The following is a 24990-nucleotide window of genomic DNA, read 5'->3' as shown; positions in this document are numbered from 1 at the left end:
ACACTTAGGCTAGTGGTACGTACCTAGCGATATAGAACACACCTGCAAACCCCGTCATCACGACGCTTGTCATCCAGACGATCATCCGCCAGTTGTTCGAATCAATTTTCTGACAAACGGCCTTTATCTCTTGATGAATGATGTCGAGCAACTTAATCTCTAACTTATTGAGACTGTTCTGCTGTTGAGCCGACGACTCTGCCAGTTTGAGTTCAAGTTGAGCTGACGATTCTGCCAGTTTGAGCTCAAGTTGAGCTGACGACTCAGCAAGTTTGAGCTCAAGGGCTTTGACATCTGCTTTGGTGGCTAAAGTTGGTAGGATAGTATCGAAGCGGTCTTCAAGTGCTGTCATTCTGTTTTCCATGCAGGGTTCCAAGGGTCTGAAGGTGGCGTTGATGATAGCGACGACGCCCACCTCACTAACACATTACCGCAGGTGTTTATCCATCAGCAATATTACGGAAACAATTGCTTTCAACTTTTAACGGTCGGGGCGCATATGCCTTTCCTGTTGGCTGTCGTTTGTGCGGATCATAGGCATCTCGAAAATTAACGGTTGTGCCGCGGGCTTAGGCTTTTTTCGGTATTCTAAGGGCCTGATTGTCCTTAAGTGCATTTTTTGGGTTTCCATCCTGCCAATGAATATAACAATCGCCGCAACGACGAGGTATCAGTTTGATTCATGGTTTGGCCTTGCTACACCAGCGAAGTCGAGTGCTTATCGCTTATTGTTAGTCTTACTGTTGGCTTTGATATTTGGGCCTGCGAGCGGTCAGCAAGGTAGAAATGGGGCGTCTGAAGGTGCACCCTTACAAAAGACGACACCGTGGGCTTATCCCGTGCTGCCTTCTACGGCGCCACCTGCTTTCGTTGATGACGGTATTAAGCATCAGCTTGATGGCAGCAAATATTCGTTCACCAGGACTGAGCTAATCGATTTGTTCACCGCGCACGATTGGTTCCCCGGCGCACATCCTGAGATGCCAGAAGTCGTTGTGCACGGGCGCAAGCCAGAGGTGAGAGCTTGCGGGATGTGCCACTATCCAAATGGACAAGGGAGGCCAGAAAACGCTGCGCTCGCCGGCTTGCCAGCTAGCTACATTGTGCAGCAGGTACATGATTACCAAGCGGGACATCGAAGAAGCTCTGAGGCACAAACTGGTCCGCATTTAAGAATGCTCGCTGCAGCGGTAAATCTTTCAGAAGATGAGCTGAAAGCTGCGGCAGAATATTTTTCATCGCAGAAATACAAGCCATGGATTAAGGTGATTGAGACTGATCAAGTGCCGTTGACTCGCGTCGCGACGGGTTCGATGTGGGCAGCAATCCCCGGTGATGCAAAGGAGCCCATCGGCAACAGAATTGTTGAAGTACCCAATGATTATTCGCTAACTGAATTGCGCGATCCCCGTTCTGGTTTTACCGCCTATGTACCGATAGGCAGTATTAATCGCGGACAAAAAATTGCAACGATAGGCAACGGCAAGACAAATGCCTGTATCGCTTGTCACGGTGCTGATTTAAGGGGCACCGATGCCATCCCGCCCTTGGCAGGGCGTTCAACACAGTACCTGTTTCGTCAACTGTATGACATGCGAAACGGCAGTCGCTCGGGGGCTGGCGCGGTGGCGATGCGTGACGTCGTCGCCAATCTGTCTTTGGATGATATGACAGCAGTTGTTGCCTATGCTGCATCGCTTGAGCCATAGCGATATAAAGGGATGCGGCAGTCAATTGACGAAAAATGCCGAGAGCTGCGGTAAACAGCGTACAGCGTACAACGTATCTCGCAAATATTGTCTAGGACGAAATCATTGGCCTTGTGGTTTTGCAAGTTGCTGATCCAACTCGGTCGCTCAGCCCGCCGGCACGTACCGCGCGATGTAGAACACACCAGCAAACCCAGTCATCACGACGGTCGTCATCCAGACGATCATCCGCCAGTTGTTCGAATCTATCTTCTGACAAACGGCCTTTATCTCTTGCTGCAACTCTTGTTTAACGGTCTTGATTTCTCGATGAATGATATCGAGTAACTTTATCTCTAACCTATTGAGACTCGTCTGATGTTGAGCTGACGACTCTGCCAGTTTGAGTTCAAGTTGAGCCGACGACTCTGCCAGTTTGAGCTCAAGTTGAGCTGACGACTCAGCAAGTTTGAGCTCAAGGGCTTTGACATCTGCTTTGGTGGCTAAAGTTGGTAGGATAGTATCGAAGCGGTTTTCAAGTGCTGTCATTCTGGTTTCCATGCAGGGTTCCAAGGGCCTGAAAGTGGCGGTGATGATAGCGACGCTGCCCCCTTCACTAACACGTTACCGCGGGTGTTTATCCATCAGCAATATTACGGAAACAATTGCTTTCAACTTTCAACGCTCAGCGACCAAGCGCACGGTAGAATCAAACCGACAAAACCAAAACAAACCTAGGAATCCAGTGAAATGCGTATGAGACCTGATCACATCCAGCTCGGTATCGCCGATCTCAATGAGGGTGTAGCCTTAATCCAGAAGCTGACCGGTTTGGATGCGGTATTTGGTGGCGTACATCCAATCTACGGTACGAGTAATGCCTTGATTTCTTTAGGCAGCAATAGTTATCTCGAAATCTTGGCGCTTGATCCAGCCAGAATGGATCTTCATAATGCAAGAACCGATCGTATCAGGTCACTGTCTGGTCCAACCATTCTTACCTATGCCATGCAGACCGATACTATCCAGAAAAAACTGGACGCAACGCAAGGCCTCGCAGACCTTCGCAGCAAGCTTGACCCTGGTAGTCGCAAAAAACCAGATGGGACTAAATTGGAATGGACAAGCTTGCTGATCGACAGCTCTTTTGGACCTCAGATCCCATTCTTCATTGATTGGCGGCATGCCCCGCACCCCTCTGTCAGTTCGCCCTCGGGCTGCGAGTGGGTTAGTTTTGAGGTGTTGCATCCCCAGGCTGAGGCCTTACAGGATATCTATAAGCAATTGGAAATCGATATCCCAGTCGTGGCAGCACCGAAGCCAGGTTTTCAGGCCCGCATCGCAACGCCGCGAGGTTTTATGGTGCTGCTAGGTTGAACCGAAAGTAAGCGGGCCGTTCCACAGACAAGCGTATCCTCAGAATCAAAAGGATGTGCTTAGCCGGTTGCACAATACCCGGTCATCGAACTTCGACCTGATTTTGACTTGGTTGTTAAACGCTTGTTGCTTATTACTTGTTGGTCTTAGGCGGCGTGGCTTGAAGTTCAGCTTTGTCCAAAATCTCGTCTATTTTGCCCTTTAACTTGGCGATGGCGAAGGGCTTAATAATATAGCCGTGAGCTCCGTTCGTGATTGCGCTGACAATCTTGTGCCGTTCGGTTTCAGCAGAAACGATTAAGACAGGTATCTTGGCCAGACGTTCGTTTGCTTTTATGGCCTTCAACAGCCCTATGCCGTCAAGCACAGGCATGTCCAGATCTGTAATGACTAAATCAAACGCTTGCTGGTTAAGCAAAGCTAGGGCGGCCTGTCCGTCTCTCGCCTCTGTTAACCGGACATAACCGATCTCTTTAAGCGAATTTTCCATGGCGCGGCGCATGATGCCCATGTCATCCACAAAAAGAATGCGGATTTCTAACAATCGGTTTTCTTTTGACATGATGGATTCGACTCCTTCTACCGCAGCCAGTTAATGAAGCGCTCGCTCGGTGTGCGAACCTTTTGCAGGCTCGCCAACCAATCTTCGTCAGCTTTTCTATATCCCAACGGTAAAATGACGACGCTACGCAATCCTTTTTCCTTCAGATTTAAGAGTTCGTCTAGACCTTGAGGATTGAAGCCTTCCATTGGGGTCGCGTCGACACCTTCATCTGCCGCGGCAATCAAGGCGGTACCCAAGGCAATATAAGCCTGTTTTGCTGCATGGGTGAAATTCACTTCAGGGTCTCTTGCGGGATAGAGATTCAGCAACATTTGGCGATAGGCGGTTCCCGATTCACTTCTTACATTGCGGATCGTCTCAGTTCTGTCGAAGTTTTCATTAATGCGCTCAGCTGTGTAATTATCCCAAGCCGCAAATACGATCAAATGAGAACAGTCCGTCACTTGTGTCTGATTCATCGCAATGGGCTTGATTTGTTCGCGAAGGTCTTTGTTCGTGATGACAAATAATTCATAAGGCTGCAAACCGCTTGAACTGGCAGACAAACGCACAGCCTCAAGGATCCTGTCAATTTTGTCTGCTGCAACCACTCGTGTTGAATCAAACTTTTTGGTTGCGTAGCGCCACTGTAAATGCTCAATTAACGTCATTTGGATTTCCGGTTTAGATGCGCGATCTGTGGCGCTTGCATTGCTCTTTGAACCACAATTTAGCGATTGCTTTTGAGAGATGATAGCTCAGAGGATCAGGTAAGCCATTCTATGCCACGGCAAGCATCTGGAAGGCAATCTATCTGATTATTTAAAACCATGGCGATCAGGCTGAAGCTCACGCTCAAGTGCTTCAGAGTGTCTATGACGAAGAGCACGATAAATATGCAACCAAGTCGAATCTAAAGTCCTGTATGTCGAATCCAAGGTTATGCGAGTCGATGAAAAGGTAAACCAAGTCGAGGCAAGGCTAATCAGATTTGAAAATCACGTATGCGCAGAACTTGCCGACGTAAAAACGACAGTTTCGCAATGTAAGGATGAGTTTGGGTTAGTTTCTTGCTGAACTGCCCAGAACATTAAACAGGTAATCGTTATCGACCCGCTTCATGACCAACGACACCCCCAACTGCTGCTCCACCGAGCGTGCCAAGAACGCTACCGCCCGTCAAGACCGCTCCGCCGATCGCCCCGACACCTGCGCCAACTGCCGTATCCTGACCTTGGCGTGACATCCCTGAGCAACCGCCCAAGGCAACTAATAATCCTAAATTAATGAGAAGTACTCTGATGATCTTCATATTGGCTCCAGTACCGAAATCCGAAAATGGAAGTTGGTCACTAGAGCGTAGATCTGCTGGGATATTTACTCTGTCTGGTAAAGCACATTGACCAGACAGGCTCCTAGAACGGTTTCATTTTTTTAAACGTTCGTTACTGGGAAACAGATTTTTTCTCGAATCCTCGTCGACTTCCATTTTAAAGGTGTATTGAGTTTTGATGGCTTCTACAGCTTGAGCAGTTGGCTTTGCATTGATTTCATCCAAGAGCCGCTTAACACTTGGGAGTTTTTCCCAAGCATCGGTACCAAAGAAAAACGGAATCATTCTTGCCCACGCCCAGACTGACATATCTAAAATGCCGTATTCGTCAAGCATATAAGGCTGTTTGGCAAGACGAGCTTCTAAAATATCCCAATGACGCCAAGCTTCAAAGTCATAACGATTGAGCGCGTATTCGAGCTTCTCGGGCGCGAAGTGTTTAAAGTGAACAAGCTGACCACAGTAAGGGCCGATGCCTGTCGCCAGAAACATTAACCAAGAGTAGAACTCAGCATGTGCTGCTGGATGCTTGGGAGGCATGAACTTGCCAATTTTTTCGCCCAGGTAGAGCATGATGGCAGTACTGTCGAAAACTTGAATATCACCATCAACGAGTGCGGGTGTTTTGCCATTTGGATTGATCAGGCGAAACTCAGGCTTGTGCTGGTCCCCTTTGCGCGTGTCCGTCACGACAATCTCATACGGAGTATTTGTTTCTTCGAGGTATAGCGCTACCTTGATGGGATTTGGAGAAGGATGGAAGTAGAGTTTCAGCATGAGGCATTGTCCTAGTTGGTGATGGTCATATCCGCGCATCATTAGTTTATCCATCTTTTACTTCGGCGTTGATGCGCCACAAGCGCTAACAAAGGTTAATATTTTGGTACAAAGTTGTCGATTAATGACCTGTCGGTTCAATGGCACGGCGATGCCGTGAAGTCAAGGATAGCGCTAATGCTTGCTCGGTTCACTAGTATGTTTCTTCAACGCCGCGACATTCATTACGCATGGGTGATTGCTTTAGTGACGTTTCTTGCCATGCTGACGACGTCAGCGGCGCTAGGACTGCCGGGTGCAATGTTGCAGCCACTGAGCAAAGAGTTCGGATGGACCACAGATCAGTTGTCGTCCGTATTCGCTGTGCGCTTCGCACTGTTTGGTTTGCTTGGGCCTTTTGCTGCAATTTTTATTGCAAGATTCGGCTTGCGCAGGATCATGGTGACGGCAGCTTGTTTTATATCGATCGCTATGGCATTGGCCCCAACTGTGACGCAATTATGGCAATTGTTTTTGCTCTGGGGCCTCGTCTTGGGCTGCGGAACCGGGTTGACAGCGCTCGTCCTTGGCGCCATCGTGGCAAATAGGTGGTTCACGACTAATCGTGGACTGGTGGTGGGGTTGTTTGCTGCGAGCACCGCTACAGGCCAGCTTTTATTTCTGCCCGCTGCGGCCTGGATCATTGAGCACCTCGGTTGGCGCTATGCCGTTCTACCTGTGGTGTTCGCCTGTGCATGCGTAGGTTTATTGGCAATCATGTTTATGCGTGATCATCCCCAAGATGTGGGCTTGCGCGCCTTTGGTGAGCCTGAAGGTCAGTCTGAAGAACCGTCTCCCGTTAAAGTGCCGCTGAATTTCTGGGGACCTTTCACCTTACTTGCTGAAGTCTCGCGCAACAAGGTTTTCTGGATTCTTGCTGGAAGCTTTTTTATTTGCGGTTTGAGTACAAATGGTTTGCTGCAAACGCATTTCATCTCGCTGTGCGCCGACAATGGTCTCGAGGCAGTGCCTGCAGCGTCGGTTTTGGCTCTGATGGGCGCCTTTGACCTTGTCGGTACGACTTGGTCGGGCTATCTGTCGGATCGCTACGACAATCGTAAACTTCTCTTCTGGTATTACGGACTACGCGGTTTGTCTCTGTTCTGGTTGCCGTTCTCGACCTTCTCGCTTTACGGTTTGTCAGTGTTTGCCATGTTCTACGGCCTTGACTGGATTGCGACCGTGCCCCCCACCGTCAAGCTCGCTGCCCAAACCTTCGGTAAAGAGCGTGCTGGCGCAATTTTTGGCTGGGTGTTTGCTGCACATCAGCTGGGTGCGGCCACCGCAGCATACGGTGCTGGTCTGACCCGCACACTCATGCTGACCTATAACCCGGCCTTGTTTGCTGCGGGGCTGGCCTGTATCGTGGCAGCTGTTCTTGTCGTTCAAATCAAGCGGCATCCGCAGCCAACTTTTTAAGGGTTTTTTGATGACTGATTTCTATTCTTACGAGCCGAAAAACGGCCATGGTTTGCCGCATGATCCCTTCAACGCAATAGTAGGTCCTCGACCTATTGGTTGGATTTCAACGCAGAGCAAGACAGGCGTTGTCAATTTGGCTCCTTATAGCTTTTTCAACGCGTTTAATTATGTGCCACCCATCATTGGTTTCTCAAGTGTCGGCTATAAGGACACCATTAAAAACGTTGAAGAAACTGGCGAGTTTGTCTGGAACTTAGTCACCTTTGATTTGCTCGGGCAGATGAATCAGTCTTGTTTTTCGTACCCACCAGAAGTGAGCGAGTTCGATGCGGCAGGCCTGACAAAAGCGCAGTCATCGCTGGTGACACCACCCAGAGTGGCAGAGGCCAAAGTTGCCTTTGAATGTAAATGCACCGAGATCATTCAACTTAAAAGGATTTCGGGCGAAAGAGTGCCCACTTGGTTGGTGCTGGGTGAAGTGGTCGAGGTACACATCAGTAAGTCGTTACTAAAAGATGGTGTTTATGAAACCGCAGAGGCCGGTCATGTTCTCAGGGCTGGTGGCCCAGCAGATTACTTCACGGTCGGTAAAGAGCAGCTCGTGAAGCTGCGCAGACCAGAGTCTGCCTAATTTGCAACCAATATTTCGCGAAGGGGTCAGTAAACTTATCCCGATTAGCTAAGGGCTAGAGAGCCGATTGGTCGACTGTCTAGCCCACTTAAATCGAATTGCTATTTCGTCGTGCCGATCTTATCTTGAGTTTTGGTTTCGAAATCGCTGGCGTCATGACGCTCAAGCAATTGCTCGTGCGGCTCACCAGTCATGCGATTGACCATACGGCCGCGTTTGACCGCTGGACGGCTATAGATGAGTTCTGCCCAGCGCTGAACATGTTTGTAGTCCTGAACACTCAGAAACTCTGCGGCACCATACGACCAGCCTTTGACCAGCCCACCGTACCAAGGGAACACCGCGATGTCGGCGATGGAGTATTCGCTGCCGGCAAGGTATTCATTACTCGCCAGGCGTCGATCAAGAACGTCAAGCTCTCGTTTGACTTCCATTGCAAAGCGATCGATCGCGTATTCAATCTTAGTGGGTGCATAGGCATAGAAGTGACCAAAACCGCCGCCTAGATAAGGTGCGCTACCCATTTGCCAGAACAACCAGCTCAGGGCCTCTGTGCGTGCACCTGGCTCTTTTGGCAAGAAGGCGTCGAACTTCTCTGCAAGATACAGCAAGATTGAACCAGACTCAAAAACTCGCTGTGGTTGAGCCCCGCTATGATCCATCAATGCGGGGATCTTTGAGTTTGGATTGACATCAACAAAGCCAGAGCCAAATTGATCGCCCTCGCGGATATTGACCAACCAAGCGTCATATTCGGCGCCAGTGTGACCAAGCGCAAGCAACTCTTCGAGCATGATGGTGATTTTTACGCCGTTCGGAGTGCCCAACGAATACAACTGCAACGGATGGCGGCCGACGGGTAGGGCTTTATCGTGGGTCGCGCCTGCTACTGGGCGGTTGATATTGGCAAAAGTGCCGCCGCTCGGTTGGGACCATGTCCAGACTTTGGGCGGCATGTATGCGTTGGAATCAGTCATGCTATCTCTCTTAGTTGTTGGTTAAATTACTTTACGGACAAAACTTTATCCACTGTCAGACGTGGCTTACGCGGCCAGTTACCTGGTGCTGCTTTACCCACAGCAAGCATCATGACCGGAAATTCCTGATCACTCAAGCTGCACGCTGCTGCAACACCGACTGGATCGAAACCAATCATTGCGCCAGATACCAACCCTTTAGCTTGCGCGGCATACATTAATGTCATAGCTGCAAATGAAGCTGAGCGGATGGCCTCGTCGCGCTGGATCTGATCTTTGCCAGCATACATGCCGTTAGCCATGTTGATCCAACCGTCGTAGGCCGCTTGATCGATCACTTTTGCGTCCAGTAACGGTTTAACAAGAGCCGGTAGGGCCTCGTGACCTTTCATTTTGCCCACAAAAACAAAGGTTACGGCTGCGTCTTTGACTTTTGCTTGACCGTACGCTAACGCCTTGAATTGCTCTTTTGCTTCGGGGCTAGTGATAGCGATCACACGCCAGTTTTGCATATTGAAAGAAGTGGGTGACTCGATAGCGAGACTCACCAGATCTTCGATCTCAGCCTTGCTCATGACATGGGTCGGATCAAAATTATTAGCAGAAGTTCTTTGTTTAATTGCGTCGATTGTGTTCAACATGATGTATACCTTTGATAAAAACGATGAGTCGAATACTTCTGTGAAAGGACGGAAGGCCTTTAAGGACTTAGCTGACTAGTTGGCTTCTTTACGGCCATCAATACTGAATTTGCCAGCACCGTTAGATGCCAAAATCAGGAAACCACCGATAACAGCGAGGTTCTTAAAAAACATCAATTGCATGACACGCATTTGATCCGCCGGAACGTTCCAGAATGCGTGGCCAGCAAAAGAGGCTGCCAAAGTGAAGATTGCCATAACAATTGCAATAACGCGTGTCTGGTAGCCCACAATGAGAGCAATTGAGCCCAATACTTCAACTGCAATCGCAATTACCAGGGCAAGGGTTGGCACCGGTAAACCTAAAGAGGCAAAATAGCCGGCGGTTCCGTCAAATGCGTTCAGTTTGGACAACCCAGCAGGCAGAAACATCGCCGCGATAAGTAAACGGCCAACAAGGTTCAAGGTATTTTGGTAGTTTTTCATTTGATGAGTCCAGTTTGTGGTGTAAAGATCGATTGGTTAGTTAAAAAGTGCCTTTACTTCTTTTAGTCCGTCAACGGTTTGCTGTAAGTTTTTTTCGCCTAATTTGCTGAATGCTTCTTCAAGGTATTTGAGATGAGTCGGGAAAGCCTGCTGAAACATCTTGTCGCCTGCTGGTGTCAAACCAATTTTGTAACTGCGACCGTCGCACTCGTTGGGTATTTTTTTTATCAATTTTTTTAACTCAAGCCTCTCTAGAACGCCTGTCATCGTGCCTTTCAAGATGAGTGTCTTCTCGCCCAGTTCTTTACAAGTCATGGGGGGCTGATTGCCCAAGGTTGCCAAGATGTCGAATTGGGTCATGGTTAGTCCCATCGTCTTGATGTGGCTTGTTGAGTAATGCTCAAAAGCTTGGTAGGTAGTGACCAGTTCTCTGATCAATGACAAGTAGTTCATATCGACTCAGCCCTAGTTGTTAAGCCTGTACGTGAAATTAGTACGTATTCAAACTATATTAGTACGCATTCAGACTAATTGCAAATTACGTAGGTGGAACAGGCCAAAAATAAAACATAACGTCTTTCGGATACTATTCATTGACCATGCAGGATTTTGAAATAACTTTGCAATTTTTGATCGGATATCAACGATGACAATCAAAGTCGCATTAATAATTGGCACAGGGCCCGGTATTAGTTTGAGTTTCGCCAAAGCATTGATCGCTGCAGGCTATGCAGTTGCCGTTGCTTCACGTGATGTCACAAAACTTAAGCCCCTGGCGGACAGCATCGGCGCTCATGCGTTTAGCGTGGACGCAAGCGCAGTTGATGACATCCAAACATTGTTCACTCGTGTGGATCAAGCACTGGGTGAACCAGAGGTTGTCCTCTTTAATCCCAGTGCACGGGTGAAAGGCGACATCCTGTCACTCGACCCACAAAAAGTGTCTGATGCGGTTCACATTACTGCGATCGGAGCGTTTGCCACTGCGCAAGCGGCAAGCAAGCGCATGATCCCAAAAAACCATGGCGCAATTTTCTTCACAGGCGCGACTGCCAGTGTGAAGGGGTTTGCGGGGTCGGCTGCTTTTGCTATGGGCAAGTTTGCTGTTCGCGGTTTAGCTCAAAGCTTGGCACGTGAATTATCGCCACAGGGTATTCACGTTGCCCATTTTGTCATTGATGGTTCCGTTAAGTCCGATCCGGCGCATGACGCGATGACGGCCGACGCGATTGCCCAAACGTATATGGCAATTCTGAATCAACCCAAAGCCGCCTGGACATGGGAACTCGAGATCAGAAGTAAAAACGAAACCTTTTGATCGCAACGGATAACAAAAAAAATCGACGATAAAAAAGGAGTCAATATGTACAAGCTAGTGGCGTTCGATGCCTACGGTACGCTTTTTGACGTCTATTCAATGGGGCAACTGGCTGAAGAGCTTTACCCAGGTAATGGTCAGGCTTTTGCCTTGATGTGGCGTGACCGACAAATAGAATACACACGCTTAGTCACGATGAGTGATCCTGATACCCAGGGAAGCAAATACTACTTACCTTTCTGGGATCTTACTGTGCTGTCGCAGCGCTATGTCTGCAAGCGATTGGGCTTGCAGTGGTCTTCAGAAAACGAAAAACGTCTGATGGATCAGTACGCCAAGCTCACTGGTTTTGCCGACAGCTTAAGTGTTTTAAAAAGCTTAAAAGAACAAGGGCGGGCCACTGCGATTTTATCCAACGGTAGTCGAGAGATGCTAGCCACAGTAGTTGAAAGTAATGGACTCAAACCCTACTTGGATAAAGTCGTTACCGTCGAAGAGGTTCGATTATTTAAGACCGCCCCTCAATCCTATCAGTTGCTCTTGGATGCGTTTGGCCTCAGAAAGGATGAAATCCTCTTTGTTTCAAGCAATGCCTGGGACGCTGTGGGAGCCAAATGGTTCGGCTTTGATGTGTTCTGGGTTAACAGGCTTGGGCATCCCTATGAAGAAATTGGTGAAAAACCAAATTTCGAAGGCACAACACTGAGTCAGGTGCTGGAAGTTGTCTACAACTAAAAAATCGCAATTATTCTAAAAAAATTTTCAGCGACGCTGGCGTATGATAAACACACTGTGGCCAGAAATGTGCTGCAGCAAACAGACATTGCCGTCGATTTGAGCTAGTCTCAAAGTGTGGTCGATGAAGCAGTCTTCCCATCATTTCAAGAGGAAGATCGCATGTTCAGCTGTTTTTTTATGAAACGCGAGTGGCTGATATGGGCCTGGGGAGGTTTGTCCTTCATGGTGGGCCTCGTTTTACTCACGGTCTGGCAGACGGTTCGGCTCAATGAATGGTTTCGCGGATTTTTTGACCTGTTGCAAAAACCCGCGCAGCAGGATGGCTTGCGACAGTTTTGGGGGTTCGCGCAGACTTTTGCATGGATTGCGTTCCCCTACATTTTTTTACGAAGTCTCGAGAACCTCTTGGCTTCACATTATGTGTTTCGCTGGCGTCAAGCGCTGACTACTGAATATCTACCGCGTTGGAAAAACACCCCAACTGAAATTGAGGGTGCGTCGCAGCGTATTCAAGAAGACTGTATGAGGTTTGCCAGACAGACGGAAAGCTTAGGCTTGGGTTTAATCCGTGCTGTCATCACGCTTTTGTCTTTTATACCTATCCTTTGGGGATTATCGACAGACATGACCATCACATGGTTGCATTTTGATGGGTCGCTTCTGTGGCTTGCCTTGCTGGCTGCCATTGGCGGCACGGTGATTTCCTGGGTTGTGGGCAGGTTACTGCCCGAACTTGAATACAACAACCAAAAAGTCGAAGCGGCGTTCCGCAAGAAGCTCGTGTACGCAGAGGATCAGCGCGATTGCTTGGTGTTAAGTGATGTCATGTCTTTATTCAGAGCCGTCAAGGCTAATAATTTCAGATTATTCAATCACTACGCTTACTTTAATCTCTGGGCTAATTTGTACCAGCAAGCGATGATTATCTTTCCGTATCTGCTGATGGCGCCATCGCTATTTTCAGGCTTGATTACGCTCGGGGTAATACAACAGGTGGGTAATGCCTTCGGCAAGGTCAACGAGTCGTTCTCATATCTGATTGATCGATGGACGGACATCACAGAGCTCAGGTCGATCTATAAAAGATTGTGCGAGTTTGAGCGGTCGCTATATCACTAAGCCCAGGTGCCTTTACCACTTCAATAGCCATTTCCCAAGCACTGCGCCCACGACAGCCGGCGCCAGTATCCCCAGCAAATACCAGATACCGATAAAGACAGGTGAGTACTCTCCGCAGAACAGGGCATAAATACATGCCGCCAGTCCCCCCGCAAACAAGCCAGCTGTGAAGCCTGCAAATCGTGGCCGAGTCGGCGCCATGTGTCTCAACGACCAGAATACCGCAATAAATAAAGGCACCGATAGTGATGCAATCCGCATCGAGCAGACCTGCCACGAGCTACCCTCGATCATCTCATTCAGTGAGCTTGTCGAGGGCTGACTGATGGTCCAGAGAGCGACTGTCCAAATGGCAACAACTGGCGCAGCCATTGCGAGGACGAAATTTGACCTGGCCTTGCCGGGCTTGGCTAATTTGACTGTGATAGCCAATCCAACAAACAATAAAGACATCGCAAAGCCAAGCTTCACCCAGAAAGCAAAGCCAGTTATTTTGGTCAGAAGATCAGGCTGAACCCCCATTTTGAAAACGACATAGGACAACGATATCAAGGTGGCAAGCAATACCGAGCCCGCCAACCTCAAACCAAACGGCATTCCACGCGCCTGCGCTGGCTCGCGAGCAAGTAATTGGATAAGTGTGTCAGTGTTCATATTTGTACCCCAGTGCTGCTGCTAGCTTCTTAAGCCCACGGTGCACACCTATTTTGATAGCGGACTCAGTCATGCCTGTTATCTCTGATGCCTCTTTAACAGAGTGTCCATCCAGTTTGGTTAACTGAATCGCAACGCGAGAAGATTCAGGCAGACTCTGTAGTAATTTATCCAAGTCTCGCCGTGAATCTTGTGCCACCTCATCACTCGTTGCAAAAACATCCGAATCTTCGTCAAGGCTATCATGCTGCGCTAAATGCTTTTGCGCTCTGACCAGATCAACGAATTTATATTTAGCGATTGCGTGTATCCAAGCCGAGATGGGCAAACTCACGTCGTAGGTGTGCCGCTTAGCGTGAATCGCAAGCAGCACCTCTTGCGTTAGATCCTCGACAAGATCCGGATACATCTGCATACGTTTTCTAAAAAATCCTCGTAAATAGGGGGTCAAGCTAACCAGAAACTTAGAATAGGCCTGACTATCACCGCCTAACGCGCTGATAAACCAGTCTCTCAGTTGCATCTGAAATGCACTAAATTTTTCGTGATTTGGATTGTCCATTCACCACAGCGCAGTTCTAACTATTGTTACTTCGTCTGAAGAAGTCATTCGGTTACATAAATTTTCTATTTGTAACCAAACCCCGAAAATTCGCGAATATGAGTGTAACTGGACTCGACAAAAAGGGGATGTCCTGCGGCACGATCACGTGGTTAGAAAATGGGATGAACGACAGATTGAAGGGTGGCCCAATCGAACCAGTATTGAGTTCAACGTTCCTCAAAGTCATAAGAATAAAAAGCTTGGCCTAGTTGCCTTTGTACAAAGCCAAGATGGCCGTGAGATTTTTCAAGTGATTGATTTGCCTCTGCATGATGGTTCGTAATCGTTACGTTCAAAAATAGTTTGATCGGTTGTAACCAAAATAAAGTGTCATACGAACAGACAAGTAACAACGCAAAGGATTGTCATGAAAAATACCCGCAAACTGCTTGTCATTGCCGCGCTTTTAGGCGCAACGAGTATGGCTCAAGCTGCAACCGAAACCGCTGTCTTCGCTGGTGGCTGTTTTTGGGGGGTCGACGCGGTGTTCAAACACGTTAAAGGCGTTGAAGCAGTGGTTTCTGGTTACGCAGGTGGCAAGACCGAGAACCCAAGTTACAGGGCAGTGAACAGTGGCACAACAGGCCATGCTGAAAGCGTAATGGTGAAGTTCAATCCCGAGCAGGTGTCTTACAGCACGTTGCTTGAGGTCTTTTTTAAGGTGGCACACAATCCCACCGAGTTGAACCGTCAAGGACCTGACACAGGTACTCAGTACCGCTCTGCCGTTTTTTATCGAGACGCTGCGCAAAAGAAAGTGATCGAGGACGAAATCCAAGTATTAACTAAAGCCCACACTTTTGCCAAACCGATCGTGACTGAAGTCGCACCATTGAGCAAGTTTTACGAGGCCGAGGATTACCACCAGAATTATCTGGCTGGCCATCTGTCACAACCCTACATCGTTTACAACGACTTACCCAAAATAGAGGCTTTGAAACAGCAGTTTCCGGCCCTGTACGTTAAGTAAAGCGAGTAATAAAACAGACGGCTGTGCTTCTTTTTTAGTCTGCTTTAATCCCTGCCTCTTTAATCACGGCGCTCCATTTGCTTCTTTCCTTCGCAGCAAATTCAGTCATGGCTGCGGGTGAGCTCGGCGTGGCCTCCAAGCCCAACGCTTTTAGTTGAGCTTTGACAGGATCTGAATCGATTGCTTTTAAGAGAGCTTTATTCAGCGTATTGATGGTCTCAGCAGCTGTTCCTGCTGGCGCAATCAATCCCTGCCACGCATAGGCCTCGAAATTCTTGAGGCCTTGTTCTTCAAGTGTAGGGATTTGCTCGAACCCCTTTACCCGGTTAAGGCTGGCTACTCCAATAGGTCGGAGCTTGCCTGAGGTGATGAACTGATAGCCTGCCGCTGTATCGACGAACATCATCGGCACCTGACCGCTGACCACATCCTGCACCGCAGGGGCGGCGCCCTTGTAAGGGATGTGTGTGAGTTTCACCTGGGTGACCTCTCTAAATAGCTCGCTGGTCAGGTGGTGGGGGGTACCCGCGCCAGGCGTGGCGTAAGCCACTGGGTTAGCTTGCTTCTTTATCCAGTCGAGCAGTTCTCTCAGGTCGTGAGCAGGCACATTGGGATTTACTACCAGAATCATGGGGAATCTGACAGTCAATCCAATCGTCGTGAAATCTCGCTCGACATTGAACGTAAGGTTGTTGTACAGAAATGGATTGGCAGCTAGGGTACCCGTATCTGCCGACATGATCACGTACCCGTCGTTCTTGGCTTTAGCAACGTAGTCAGCTGCAATATTGGTTGCTGCCCCGGGTTTGTTAAAAATGATGATGGGCTGGCCAAGTGCTTCGCCCATGACTTGGGCAAAAGTTCTAGCGACTGTGTCTGTGCCGCCGCCTGCTGGGTAGGGCACGACCCATTCAATTGGTTTGCTGGGATATTGCTGTGAAAAAGCAAAGTTGCCCGAAAACATTAGTAGTAAAGCACTTGCGGCAACAACTGCTCGCGTTAAGTAGGCCATGTTATTTGTCTCCGATGGGTTTTCGATTGCGTGAACAAGTTATCTCTAGGGCTTCAACTGACCTCAATTAAATCGGCACAAACACCGGCATCAGCCTGCCTTCTGTCGTCGGTCTAAACTTTACTTTTACTTTATCTCCGATTTTGACTGAAGCTAGTTCACAATCAACGATATTGGTGGTGATGACAGGGCCTTCATCTAGCGTCACCCAAGCGAGTACGTAGGGCGGATCAGCACGTTCGATCAGGCTGAAGGAATAGATCGTTCCTTGACCTGAGGCCTCAGTCCAATTGGTTTGATCACTGCCACAGAAAGGGCAGACTACTCTCGGATACCAATGCGCTTTATTGCAGTTGTTACAACCTTTGACCAAAAACTGGTTAGCTTCTGCTGCTTGCCAAAACGGCATTGTCTCGGGATAGGTCAGCGCGTAAGGGTCGTCTTGGTAGTTTTTTTGCATGCTTGTCTCGCTCATGATTATTCTCTTTCCAGAATGATGGTTGAATGAGCGTGCCCAACCCCCAGTACGTAACCAGGGCCGGTCGCTAACGCCACGTCACAATGCTTTACCTGCACAGCAGGGTGTGCTTCACCGCGCAACTGCCTAACCGCTTCAATCAGTTTAGTCATACCGCCCCGGTTGGCTGGGTGGTTGTTGCAAAGTCCGCCACCGTCAGTATTGAAGGGCAGCTTGCCTTTGCCAGAAATCAAATTTCCCTCAGCCACGAAGGCACCGCCCTGGCCTTTTTTACAAAAGCCCAAGTCTTCAATTTGCATTAAAACCATGATGGTGAAGTTGTCGTAGAGCGAGGCATACTTAATTGCCTCGATGCCGACGCCTGCCTCTGAAAAAGCCTGCTTTCCGCTCACCGCTGCGCCAGTCGTCGTGGCATCCAGATATCCGCCTCTACTGGTATTGATTGTCTCACCGGTTCCAATTATTTTGACGCGCGGTCGATTCAAGGACTTTGCGATCTCGGGTGTGGTCACGACGATTGCACCGCCGCCGTCCGTAATGACACAGCAATCAAGCCGGCGTAGGGGGCTAGCGATCATCGGCGAGTTCAAGACATCATCCACCGTGACGACTTTTCTCAGCGCCGCATGCTCGTTGTACTGCGCATGGGTTGAAGCGGCGACTTTGATTGCAGCGAGTTGTGCTGAGGTCGTGCCGTATTCATGCATATGGCGATTGGCAAGCATGCCGTAGACGCCAGTGATGGTTGAACGGTAGGGAAGATCCCAGGGTGTTTCTGGACGTTCAGGGCCAAGGGCTCTTGGTACGGTGCCTGTTGCCATGCCGCTGCTCTTTGGTTTGCCCGCCAGCGTGATAAGTGCGATCGAGCATTTACCTGCGGCGATTGCGTGGGCTGCATGGCGGACGTGAACCATATACGAGCAACCACCGAGGTCTGAGCCATCCACCCACTTCAGGTTCAGATTCAGATATTCAACCATAGATAGCGCTGTGGCACCCGGTGCGTCGCCCGCGCAAAAATAGCCATCAACGTCTTTGATGCTCAAGCCCGCATCACGCAGAGCACCCAGAGCACACTCAGCATGCAATTGAGTAACCGATTTGTCTGGCGCGTTACGGGTTGGATGCTCGAAGGCACCGACAATATATGCTTTACCTTTTATCGACATGTTGTTCCTTTATTTTTCGGTTAGTTGAATAGTCTGCTAGCTATGCCCCTGATTACCCGATCGTGCCTGCCGCGCGCAGCCGAGTAATGTCATCTGCCGAATACCCGAGAGCTCGCAACAACGAGACCGTATCGCTGCCTGTTTCAGGAATCGCTCCGGCGACTCCTGGCGTTCTGCTCAAACGGGGTGTTGGTGCGGGGTGAGTCAAACCGTCGGTCGTCACGAAAGATTGGCGTTCAACATTGTGGGGATAGGTCAGTGCTTCATCAAAATCCAACACAGGTGCAAAACAGGCGTCAGTGCCTTCGAGCAACTGACACCATTCATCGCGTGTTTTAGAAGCGAATATCTTGGCCAAGGCTTGTTTCAGGATCGGCCATTGCTGCTTGTTCCACTGATCCTTGAAAGCGGGATCCTCAATTTGGCACAGGCCCAACAAGCGCTCGTAAAACTGAGGTTCAATTGGACCGATCGACACGAACCGACCGTCTGAACATGTGTAGCAGCCGTAAAACGGCGCGCCACCATCGAGCGTATTGGCTTCACGTTGAGTAGTCCACTTGCCGTGGGCAATCATGCCAAAGTACGCCGATGCAAGGGTGGCGACCCCGTCAACAACCGCGGCATCTATTACCTGGCCTTTGCCGCTGCGGCTAGCCTCGAGCAAACCGCAAACGATGCCATAGGCCAGCATCATGCCACCTCCACCCAAATCTCCCACTAGATGAAGCGGAGGCGTTGGCGGGCGATCGGCATATCCCATCGCATGCAAAGCACCTGTAATCGAAAGATAGTTGACATCATGTCCAGCCGCTTGCGACAGGGGGCCAGTCTGCCCCCACCCTGTCATGCGGCCATAGATCAGGCGCGGGTTTTTGTTGAGACAAACCTCGGGACCCAAGCCCAGGCGCTCCATCACACCTGGTCTAAATCCTTCGATTAAGGCATCAACGTCTTGTACCAGACGAAGGATGATTTCTACGGCGCCGGGCTTTTTGATGTCTAGCGCGATGCTGCGTCGTCCTCGGTCGATCGTCGTGCCGCCACCGCCGAGAAAACCAGGATGAAGTCGATCAACACGGATTACGTCTGCGCCCATATCTGCCAGCATCATGGCGCAGAAGGGCCCAGGTCCTATGCCAGCCATTTCGAGTACTTTGATACCCTTGAGTGGTCCCTTCATTCGATGTCCCCGCCTTGTTCTTCTTTTTGCCGACGGTTCTTTGACCGTGTCGCTGAATTTTAAATTAACTGCCTAGCTTTCCCACTAGGGTAATCAGTGTGATTTCGGATTGCGCCCCAAAGCGTTTAGGTGGCCCCCAGTAGCCTGTTCCCCGGCTAGTGTAGACCCACATTTTGCCGAGACGGTTCAGGCCAGCGACAAAGGGTTGTTGCATCGGCACAAATAGATTCCAAGGCCAGAACTGACCCCCGTGGGTGTGGCCTGAGAGTTGGAGATGAAAGCCTGCTTTCTCGGCAGCAGCAGCTGATCTAGGCTGATGCGCCAGTAAAATACTCACCAAACCTGAAGGGCTATTTGCAATGGCTTGCTCAGGATCGCTTCGATGTGCAGGTATGAATTGATGCGCAGTGAAATCGGTCACTCCGGCAACAAGCAGTCGCGCTCCCTCGTGGTTAATTACTGCGTGCTCATTGATCAGACATTTGATCCCAAGGCGGTTGAACTCCGTGATCCATTCTTCAGCACCCGAGTAATACTCGTGGTTCCCGGTGACCAGGTAGGTACCGTGGCGGGATTGGAGTTGTCCCAAATGAGCAGTGTGGATGCCAAGTCTTGCTACCGAACCATCCACGATATCGCCCGTGATCGCAATCTGGTCCGGGGTGAGTAAGTTGACACGCTCGACGATGGCTTTGACATAGGCTGACTTAATTGTCGATCCCACATGAATATCGCTGAGCTGCACGATCCTGAATCCGTGAAGCGCGGCAGGCAGATTGTCCAGCCTAATCGTGACGTGTTTGACGCGAGCGATTTTTCGAGCGTTAACAAACCCAATTAAGCTAACGAAAAGTGTGATTGCCACAACCATTAAGGCAGAGGTACTTTGCGTTGAAGTATCACTTACAAATAGCAAGAGCAGATTGCGCAACGCCGTCAGGCTTAATAAGCTTGAGAACAAACCCATCGCGATGTAGCCAACCAGACTCGTGCGATCGGCCAGATCCTCATCCACCACGACAAAGCGCGCGAAAAGCCCTAAAGGCGTTAAAAAACAGGAGCTGGCGAGCAGAATAATGCCGAGCGGCATACTGTAGGACGGCAAGGGCATGACCGGTAAAAGCTGCCAGCCGATGTAGGTGTGCAACAGGATTAATACGGGGATCACTCGGGCGGCAAAAGACCGGAACCGGTCAGGTAAACGCTTGAAATCAATGACCTGCTTCATGACGAAAATCCTAGCTTTGCTTTCGATTGCAAAATGATCTGACAGCGGTAAAAGTGCATGATTTCAATAGTACTTCGCGACCATGCACCAAAATAAGGCGCGCTAGCAAGCAAGAGAAAGAAACCAAATCGTCGCGAGGCATATGGCAGACTCTGGCACATAACTTGCTGTTTGCTGAGTATGAACATTTTTACCAAGTCGAATTCCGTATGCGAGCCGACCAAACAGGTCGGTTTCGTCACGCTGGTTGGCGCAGGTCCAGGCGATCCAGAACTGTTGACACTGAAAGCGGTTCGCGCGATCCAGCAGGCTAGTGTCATCATGGTTGACGATTTGGTAAACGATGAGGTTTTGCAATACGCGTCTCGAGCTGCCAGAGTGATTCACGTGGGTAAACGGGGTGGGTGTGCATCAACGCCCCAGCGTCTGATTTTAAAAATGCTGGTACAAGAGGCCAGTAATGGTGAGTCAGTCGTGCGCCTCAAAGGAGGTGACCCCTTTATCTTTGGTCGAGGCGGCGAAGAGCTTGCCTATCTTGAGGCGGCTGGTGTCGCCGTTACGGCGGTCAATGGGATTACCGCTGGCCTTGCTGGGGCGACGTCACTGAATATTTCGCTCACGCATCGTGATGTGGCGCACGGCGTACTCTTCATGACTGGTCACAGTAAACCGGGCGATCAGGCTGTCAACTGGCAGCAGATCGCTGCGACCTGCCATAGCAGCAAATTGACGCTGGTTATATACATGGGTGTATCAAATGTCGGCTTCATCACAAAAGGTCTGCTGCAAGGCCTGCCCTCAGATACCCCTGTAGCCGTCATTCAAAACGCAAGTTTGCCGACTCAACGCGACGTGGTGTGCAAACTCAAAGACCTCTCTACGGCGTTTGCGAGCGAGGGCCTGACGAGTCCAGCGATCATGATTGTTGGCAATGTAACGGCTGGGTTGCAGGCGCTCAGTCAGCCCAATTCGAATCTGCTTACCGACGCGGCTTGAAGCGCTTACCCATAACAACTTATTTTTAACCCCAGGAGTCCTTGATGTCCTATCTCTTACCTTCAGAATTCGTCGTCAAAATGGTTGATGCTGGCGAATCAAAAATCTATATGGCAACGCGCGATTCTCTTATTCGCGCTTACATGGCCGGGGCGATCCTCGCGCTGGCTGCAGCTTTTGCTGTGTCGATTACGGTTCAAACGGGTTCCCCACTGGCTGGCGCCGTGTTGTTCCCAGTTGGATTTTGCATGCTTTATTTGTTGGGCTTTGATTTATTGACCGGTGTGTTCGTCTTGACACCCTTGGCGTTACTAAATAAGCGCCCAGGTGTCACGGTCGGGGCTGTTTTAAAAAACTGGGGTGTGGTCTTCATCGGCAATTTTCTAGGTGCACTCACCGTCGCTTTTCTCATTTCTTTTATCTTCACCTACGGTTTCACAACCGCACCGAACGATATCGGTGTGAGACTCGGTGGTATTGGCGCCGCCAGAACGGTTGGTTACGCACAATATGGCCTGATGGGCTGGATTACCATCTTTATCCGCGGCATGCTGTGCAATTGGATGGTGTCTACCGGTGTCGTCGGTGCAATGATTTCTACAACAGTCAGCGGCAAAGTCATGGCAATGTGGATGCCAATTATGGTGTTCTTTTACATGACATTCGAGCACTCTGTCGTTAACATGTTTTTGTTCCCAGCGGGCTTGATGATGGGCGGTAAGTTCTCGATCGCCGATTATTTCCTCTGGAACGAAATCCCCACCGTGCTGGGTAACCTGGTCGGTGGACTCTTGTTCACTGGCTTGACGCTCTATACGACGCACGTCATGACAGGTGCCAAGCGTTCTTTCAAATAATCTTTGCAGGTTCGGCTCGCCGCAGGCGATTGGGCCTGCAGGCGAGTTGAGCTACTAGATGATCCAAACACTGAAGGTATCCGTCGGTCAGTATTCAAGCCCAGGCCGCAAGGAGATCAATCAGGATTTTTACGGCTTTTGTGCACCACAAGAGCCTCAGTTAAGCGCCAAAGGCATCGCCATCGCTCTGGCCGATGGGATCAGTTCAAGCGACGTCAGTCACGTCGCCAGCGAAGCCGCGGTGACAGGCTTTCTAGAAGACTATTACTCAACGTCTGAAACCTGGTCGGTCAAGACCTCTGCAGAGCGAGTCCTGGGCGCGATCAATTCGTGGTTGTTTGCGCAAACTCAACAGGGTGCTCATCGTTACGAAAAAGACCGTGGCTACGTTTGCACATTAAGCTCGGTCATATTCAAATCAACGACTGCACATGTTTTTCATGTTGGCGATACGCGTGTGTATCGGGTCAGTGGTGATCAGCTCGAGCAGCTCACTGACGATCACCGTGTTTGGATATCTTCTGAGCAAAGCTATCTCGCACGCGCACTGGGTATCGATAGTCGTTTGAGTATCGACTACTGCTCTGTACCCTTAAGTTCAGGTGATATCTTCATCTTGGCAACAGATGGGGTCTACGAATATGTTGACGCCAAAACAATATCAACTCAGATCGCTACAGCGTCTCAGGATCTTGTTTGTGATTGGGATGCAGTCGCTCAATCTCTTGTTGAAATGGCGTACGAGCGTGGCAGTACTGATAATTTGACGCTGCAAATTATTCGGATTGATGAGCTGCCTGCACCCGAGTCAAACGAGATGTTTCGGCAAATCTGTACCTTACCCTTTGCCCCTGCTCCTGATGCGCGGACCCGTTTCGACGGTTATGCGATCCAGCGTGAGCTCAAGATCAGTAGCCGCAGTCACATTTATTTGGCTGTTGATGAAGAGACGAACCAGCAAATTGTGCTTAAGTTGCCGTCGCTCGGCATGCGCGATGATCCTGCGTATCTCGAACGATTCTTAATGGAAGAGTGGATCGCCCGTCGCATCAACAATCCACATGTGCTCAAACCTTGTGCGATGAATCGTAAGCGAAGCTACCTCTACGTCGCGACAGAATATATCGAAGGACAAAGTCTGGCTCAGTGGATGGTCGACCATCCTAATCCTGATCTCACCAGCGTTCGCAATATCATTGAGCAGATTGCCAAAGGACTGCGCGCGTTTCATCGGCTTGAAATGCTGCATCAGGATATCAAACCTGACAACATCATGATCGATAAAAGCGGCACAGTGAAAATTATCGACTTCGGTGCGACCCGGGTAGCCGGCATCGCGGAAGTCGACACACCGATCGAGCAAATCACCTTACTCGGTTCGGCTCAATATGCAGCCCCTGAGTATTTCCTCGGGGCGACAGGCTCATCTCGCTCTGACCTGTTTTCTCTTGGCGTGATCGTTTATCAAATGTTGTCAGGTGAACTACCGTATGGCATTGCAGTAGCTAAAACAACGACTAAAAAGGCGCAGAAGAAGCTTCAATACCGGTCATTATTATTTCATTCAAGCAAAATCCCCGTCTGGGTAGACGAAGCTGTTCGCAAAGCGCTGGCAATCGACCCTTTTGATCGATACCAGGAGATTTCAGAGTTTGTTCAAGACCTCCATCGTCCTAATCCGTCGTTTCAAACGCAACGCATGCAGCCACTCATTGATCGAAACCCGGTCGCCTTCTGGAAGTCAGTTTCTCTGGCGTTACTCTTAGCCGTTATTATCTTGGTCGGCATCAGCGCCTTCAAATAGAAACAGGGCAGAAAAAAAATGACGACAGAATGGGCTTGGATTTGGATACCAGCCACTATCACGGCCGCGGCTTTTCAAGTGGGCCGCAATGCGATTCAACGGGGTTTGACAGAGCAGCTCGGTACCATCGGTGCGACGCAAGTTCGCTTTTTATATGGTTTTCCTTTTGCTGTGCTTTTTGCCGCCCTGGCCTTGTGGGTGACAGGCTCTCAGATCCCCCTCATGAGTTGGGGCTTTGCTGGCTTCATTATCGCCGGTGCCGTGTCGCAGATTGCTGCGACTGCGCTGATGCTGGGTGCGATGCGCAAACGGGCTTTTGTTGTAGTGACAGCCTGGACCAAAACTGAACCGATTCAGGTGGCTCTATTTGGCCTCTTCGTTCTGGGCGATCACTTGACCTGGATGGCAATGATTGCGATCGCCGTCGCGACAGCTGGGGTGGTCCTCATGGCACGCAAGCCAAACAAAACGGCTGACGATTCGAAAGGCGGGTGGCAACCTGTGGCAATGGGTTTGTTGGCGGGTGGGGCGTTTGCGGTCGCGGCTGTTTCATTTCGTGGGGCAATTTTGTCTTTAGGTGATGGGCACTTCCTGGCTCACGCCTCTTGGTCGCTGGCTTGTGGCCTTGGCGTTCAGACCCTTCTGCTTGCTGGATGGATGAGCTTGTTTGATCAAGCCGGATGGCAGAGATGCTTGAAGGCTTGGCGGGTATCCATTTGGGGTGGCCTGCTCGGTGCATCGGCGTCGCAAGGATGGTTTCTTGGTTTTGCTTTAACTGCGGCAGCCAACGTCAGAACGCTTGGTCTGGTAGAAGTCCTGTTCGCACAGCTATTCACGTGGCGAGTGTTTCTGACTAAAAGTAGCCGAAACGAAACGATAGGGATGATATTAGTGGTGATCGGCGTCGCGCTTTTATTGCGCTGACCGATCACCGCCATCAAGCTA

30 protein-coding genes are annotated in these 24990 nt (G+C 49.9%); 13 read left to right on the top strand and 17 right to left on the bottom strand.

Going from position 1 to position 24990, the window contains the following annotated elements; translation table 11 throughout:
- Window positions 1-4: 4 nt before the first annotated feature.
- Window positions 5-364, bottom strand: coding sequence for a hypothetical protein (locus BCM14_RS07875; RefSeq protein WP_146129745.1), 360 nt, complete (start codon window positions 362-364; stop codon window positions 5-7).
- Window positions 365-638: 274 nt separating this feature from the next.
- Between BCM14_RS07875 and BCM14_RS07870 the strand changes: the two genes are divergently transcribed.
- A complete protein-coding gene (locus BCM14_RS07870) occupies window positions 639-1709 on the top strand; it encodes a c-type cytochrome (protein ID WP_106227473.1) in 1071 nt (356 codons plus the stop codon).
- 147 nt (window positions 1710-1856) lie between these two features.
- On the opposite strand, the gene BCM14_RS07865 is transcribed toward BCM14_RS07870, so the two are convergent.
- On the bottom strand, window positions 1857-2249 hold the full coding sequence (locus BCM14_RS07865) for a hypothetical protein (protein ID WP_106227472.1): 393 nt from the start codon (window positions 2247-2249) through the stop codon (window positions 1857-1859).
- 189 nt (window positions 2250-2438) lie between these two features.
- Here BCM14_RS07865 and BCM14_RS07860 point away from each other — a divergent pair, with 189 nt between their 5' ends.
- Window positions 2439-3065, top strand: coding sequence for a VOC family protein (locus tag BCM14_RS07860; RefSeq protein ID WP_106227471.1), 627 nt, complete (start codon window positions 2439-2441; stop codon window positions 3063-3065).
- Between the two features lie 133 nt (window positions 3066-3198).
- Here BCM14_RS07860 and BCM14_RS07855 read toward each other — a convergent pair whose 3' ends face one another.
- The 4 genes from BCM14_RS07855 to BCM14_RS07840 all read right to left on the bottom strand — a co-directional run bounded on the left by BCM14_RS07855 (window position 3199) and on the right by BCM14_RS07840 (window position 5719).
- Window positions 3199-3627, bottom strand: a complete 429-nt coding sequence (locus BCM14_RS07855; RefSeq protein ID WP_106227470.1) for a response regulator — start codon at window positions 3625-3627, stop codon at window positions 3199-3201.
- A gap of 17 nt (window positions 3628-3644) precedes the next feature.
- Window positions 3645-4280, bottom strand: coding sequence for an NAD(P)H-dependent oxidoreductase (locus BCM14_RS07850; protein ID WP_106227469.1), 636 nt, complete (start codon window positions 4278-4280; stop codon window positions 3645-3647).
- A 434-nt stretch (window positions 4281-4714) separates the two neighbouring features.
- Window positions 4715-4921 carry a YMGG-like glycine zipper-containing protein gene (locus tag BCM14_RS07845; RefSeq protein WP_106227468.1) on the bottom strand — a complete coding sequence of 69 codons (207 nt, stop codon included), beginning with the start codon at window positions 4919-4921 and terminating at the stop codon, window positions 4715-4717.
- 114 nt (window positions 4922-5035) lie between these two features.
- Window positions 5036-5719: a glutathione S-transferase family protein gene (locus BCM14_RS07840; RefSeq protein WP_106227735.1), complete on the bottom strand. Its 684-nt coding sequence runs from the start codon at window positions 5717-5719 to the stop codon at window positions 5036-5038.
- A gap of 177 nt (window positions 5720-5896) precedes the next feature.
- Between BCM14_RS07840 and BCM14_RS07835 the strand changes: the two genes are divergently transcribed.
- A complete protein-coding gene (locus BCM14_RS07835; RefSeq protein ID WP_106227467.1) occupies window positions 5897-7177 on the top strand; it encodes an MFS transporter in 1281 nt (426 codons plus the stop codon).
- Window positions 7178-7187: 10 nt separating this feature from the next.
- A complete protein-coding gene (locus BCM14_RS07830; RefSeq protein WP_106227466.1) occupies window positions 7188-7811 on the top strand; it encodes a flavin reductase family protein in 624 nt (207 codons plus the stop codon).
- A gap of 101 nt (window positions 7812-7912) precedes the next feature.
- Here the strand turns inward: BCM14_RS07830 and yghU are convergent, their stop codons facing one another.
- From yghU to BCM14_RS07810, 4 genes are all read right to left on the bottom strand, one after another.
- Window positions 7913-8788, bottom strand: coding sequence for a glutathione-dependent disulfide-bond oxidoreductase (gene yghU / locus BCM14_RS07825; RefSeq protein ID WP_106227465.1), 876 nt, complete (start codon window positions 8786-8788; stop codon window positions 7913-7915).
- Between the two features lie 26 nt (window positions 8789-8814).
- On the bottom strand, window positions 8815-9429 hold the full coding sequence (locus BCM14_RS07820; RefSeq protein WP_106227464.1) for a nitroreductase family protein: 615 nt from the start codon (window positions 9427-9429) through the stop codon (window positions 8815-8817).
- Between the two features lie 75 nt (window positions 9430-9504).
- A complete protein-coding gene (locus BCM14_RS07815; RefSeq protein ID WP_106227463.1) occupies window positions 9505-9915 on the bottom strand; it encodes a DoxX family protein in 411 nt (136 codons plus the stop codon).
- A gap of 36 nt (window positions 9916-9951) precedes the next feature.
- A complete protein-coding gene (locus tag BCM14_RS07810; protein ID WP_106227462.1) occupies window positions 9952-10368 on the bottom strand; it encodes a MarR family winged helix-turn-helix transcriptional regulator in 417 nt (138 codons plus the stop codon).
- 193 nt (window positions 10369-10561) lie between these two features.
- Here BCM14_RS07810 and BCM14_RS07805 point away from each other — a divergent pair, with 193 nt between their 5' ends.
- The 3 genes from BCM14_RS07805 to BCM14_RS07795 all read left to right on the top strand — a co-directional run bounded on the left by BCM14_RS07805 (window position 10562) and on the right by BCM14_RS07795 (window position 13090).
- A complete protein-coding gene (locus BCM14_RS07805) occupies window positions 10562-11233 on the top strand; it encodes an SDR family NAD(P)-dependent oxidoreductase (protein ID WP_106227461.1) in 672 nt (223 codons plus the stop codon).
- A 45-nt stretch (window positions 11234-11278) separates the two neighbouring features.
- Window positions 11279-11968, top strand: coding sequence for a haloacid dehalogenase type II (locus tag BCM14_RS07800; RefSeq protein ID WP_106227460.1), 690 nt, complete (start codon window positions 11279-11281; stop codon window positions 11966-11968).
- Window positions 11969-12130: 162 nt separating this feature from the next.
- Window positions 12131-13090 (top strand): putative transporter, encoded by a 960-nt coding sequence (locus tag BCM14_RS07795; RefSeq protein ID WP_106227734.1) that lies wholly within the window; start codon window positions 12131-12133, stop codon window positions 13088-13090.
- 12 nt (window positions 13091-13102) lie between these two features.
- Here BCM14_RS07795 and BCM14_RS07790 read toward each other — a convergent pair whose 3' ends face one another.
- Window positions 13103-13744, bottom strand: a complete 642-nt coding sequence (locus BCM14_RS07790) for a DUF1109 domain-containing protein (protein WP_106227459.1) — start codon at window positions 13742-13744, stop codon at window positions 13103-13105.
- Window positions 13734-14267 (bottom strand): sigma-70 family RNA polymerase sigma factor, encoded by a 534-nt coding sequence (locus tag BCM14_RS07785; RefSeq protein ID WP_259673499.1) that lies wholly within the window; start codon window positions 14265-14267, stop codon window positions 13734-13736. Before BCM14_RS07785 ends, BCM14_RS07790 begins: the two co-directional genes overlap by 11 nt.
- A gap of 31 nt (window positions 14268-14298) precedes the next feature.
- Between BCM14_RS07785 and BCM14_RS07780 the strand changes: the two genes are divergently transcribed.
- Both BCM14_RS07780 and msrA read left to right on the top strand, forming a co-directional pair.
- Window positions 14299-14631, top strand: a complete 333-nt coding sequence (locus BCM14_RS07780; RefSeq protein ID WP_106227457.1) for a hypothetical protein — start codon at window positions 14299-14301, stop codon at window positions 14629-14631.
- 84 nt (window positions 14632-14715) lie between these two features.
- Window positions 14716-15318 (top strand): peptide-methionine (S)-S-oxide reductase MsrA, encoded by a 603-nt coding sequence (gene msrA, locus BCM14_RS07775; RefSeq protein WP_106227456.1) that lies wholly within the window; start codon window positions 14716-14718, stop codon window positions 15316-15318.
- Window positions 15319-15352: 34 nt separating this feature from the next.
- Here the strand turns inward: msrA and BCM14_RS07770 are convergent, their stop codons facing one another.
- The 5 genes from BCM14_RS07770 to BCM14_RS07750 form a co-directional block, all read right to left on the bottom strand.
- On the bottom strand, window positions 15353-16330 hold the full coding sequence (locus BCM14_RS07770; protein ID WP_106227455.1) for a Bug family tripartite tricarboxylate transporter substrate binding protein: 978 nt from the start codon (window positions 16328-16330) through the stop codon (window positions 15353-15355).
- A gap of 67 nt (window positions 16331-16397) precedes the next feature.
- Window positions 16398-16805, bottom strand: coding sequence for a Zn-ribbon domain-containing OB-fold protein (locus tag BCM14_RS07765; RefSeq protein WP_106227454.1), 408 nt, complete (start codon window positions 16803-16805; stop codon window positions 16398-16400).
- A gap of 2 nt (window positions 16806-16807) precedes the next feature.
- A complete protein-coding gene (locus BCM14_RS07760; RefSeq protein WP_106227453.1) occupies window positions 16808-17977 on the bottom strand; it encodes a thiolase family protein in 1170 nt (389 codons plus the stop codon).
- Window positions 17978-18029: 52 nt separating this feature from the next.
- Window positions 18030-19160, bottom strand: a complete 1131-nt coding sequence (locus BCM14_RS07755) for a CaiB/BaiF CoA transferase family protein (RefSeq protein WP_106227452.1) — start codon at window positions 19158-19160, stop codon at window positions 18030-18032.
- A gap of 64 nt (window positions 19161-19224) precedes the next feature.
- Window positions 19225-20388 (bottom strand): metallophosphoesterase, encoded by a 1164-nt coding sequence (locus BCM14_RS07750; RefSeq protein ID WP_106227451.1) that lies wholly within the window; start codon window positions 20386-20388, stop codon window positions 19225-19227.
- A 180-nt stretch (window positions 20389-20568) separates the two neighbouring features.
- Between BCM14_RS07750 and cobA the strand changes: the two genes are divergently transcribed.
- From cobA to BCM14_RS07730, 4 genes are read left to right on the top strand one after another with little or no spacing between them, the layout of a single operon-like run.
- Window positions 20569-21384, top strand: a complete 816-nt coding sequence (gene cobA, locus BCM14_RS07745; protein ID WP_106227450.1) for a uroporphyrinogen-III C-methyltransferase — start codon at window positions 20569-20571, stop codon at window positions 21382-21384.
- A gap of 44 nt (window positions 21385-21428) precedes the next feature.
- Window positions 21429-22241: a formate/nitrite transporter family protein gene (locus BCM14_RS07740; RefSeq protein ID WP_106227449.1), complete on the top strand. Its 813-nt coding sequence runs from the start codon at window positions 21429-21431 to the stop codon at window positions 22239-22241.
- Between the two features lie 58 nt (window positions 22242-22299).
- Window positions 22300-24045: a bifunctional protein-serine/threonine kinase/phosphatase gene (locus tag BCM14_RS07735; protein WP_106227448.1), complete on the top strand. Its 1746-nt coding sequence runs from the start codon at window positions 22300-22302 to the stop codon at window positions 24043-24045.
- A gap of 18 nt (window positions 24046-24063) precedes the next feature.
- Window positions 24064-24969 (top strand): EamA family transporter, encoded by a 906-nt coding sequence (locus BCM14_RS07730; RefSeq protein WP_106227447.1) that lies wholly within the window; start codon window positions 24064-24066, stop codon window positions 24967-24969.
- Window positions 24970-24990 lie beyond the last annotated feature (21 nt).

Source organism: Jezberella montanilacus (assembly GCF_003003055.1).
Lineage (GTDB): Bacteria > Pseudomonadota > Gammaproteobacteria > Burkholderiales > Burkholderiaceae_B > Zwartia > Zwartia montanilacus.
Note: the sequence above shows the minus strand (reverse complement) of the source record. Positions and strands in the feature narration are given on the sequence as shown.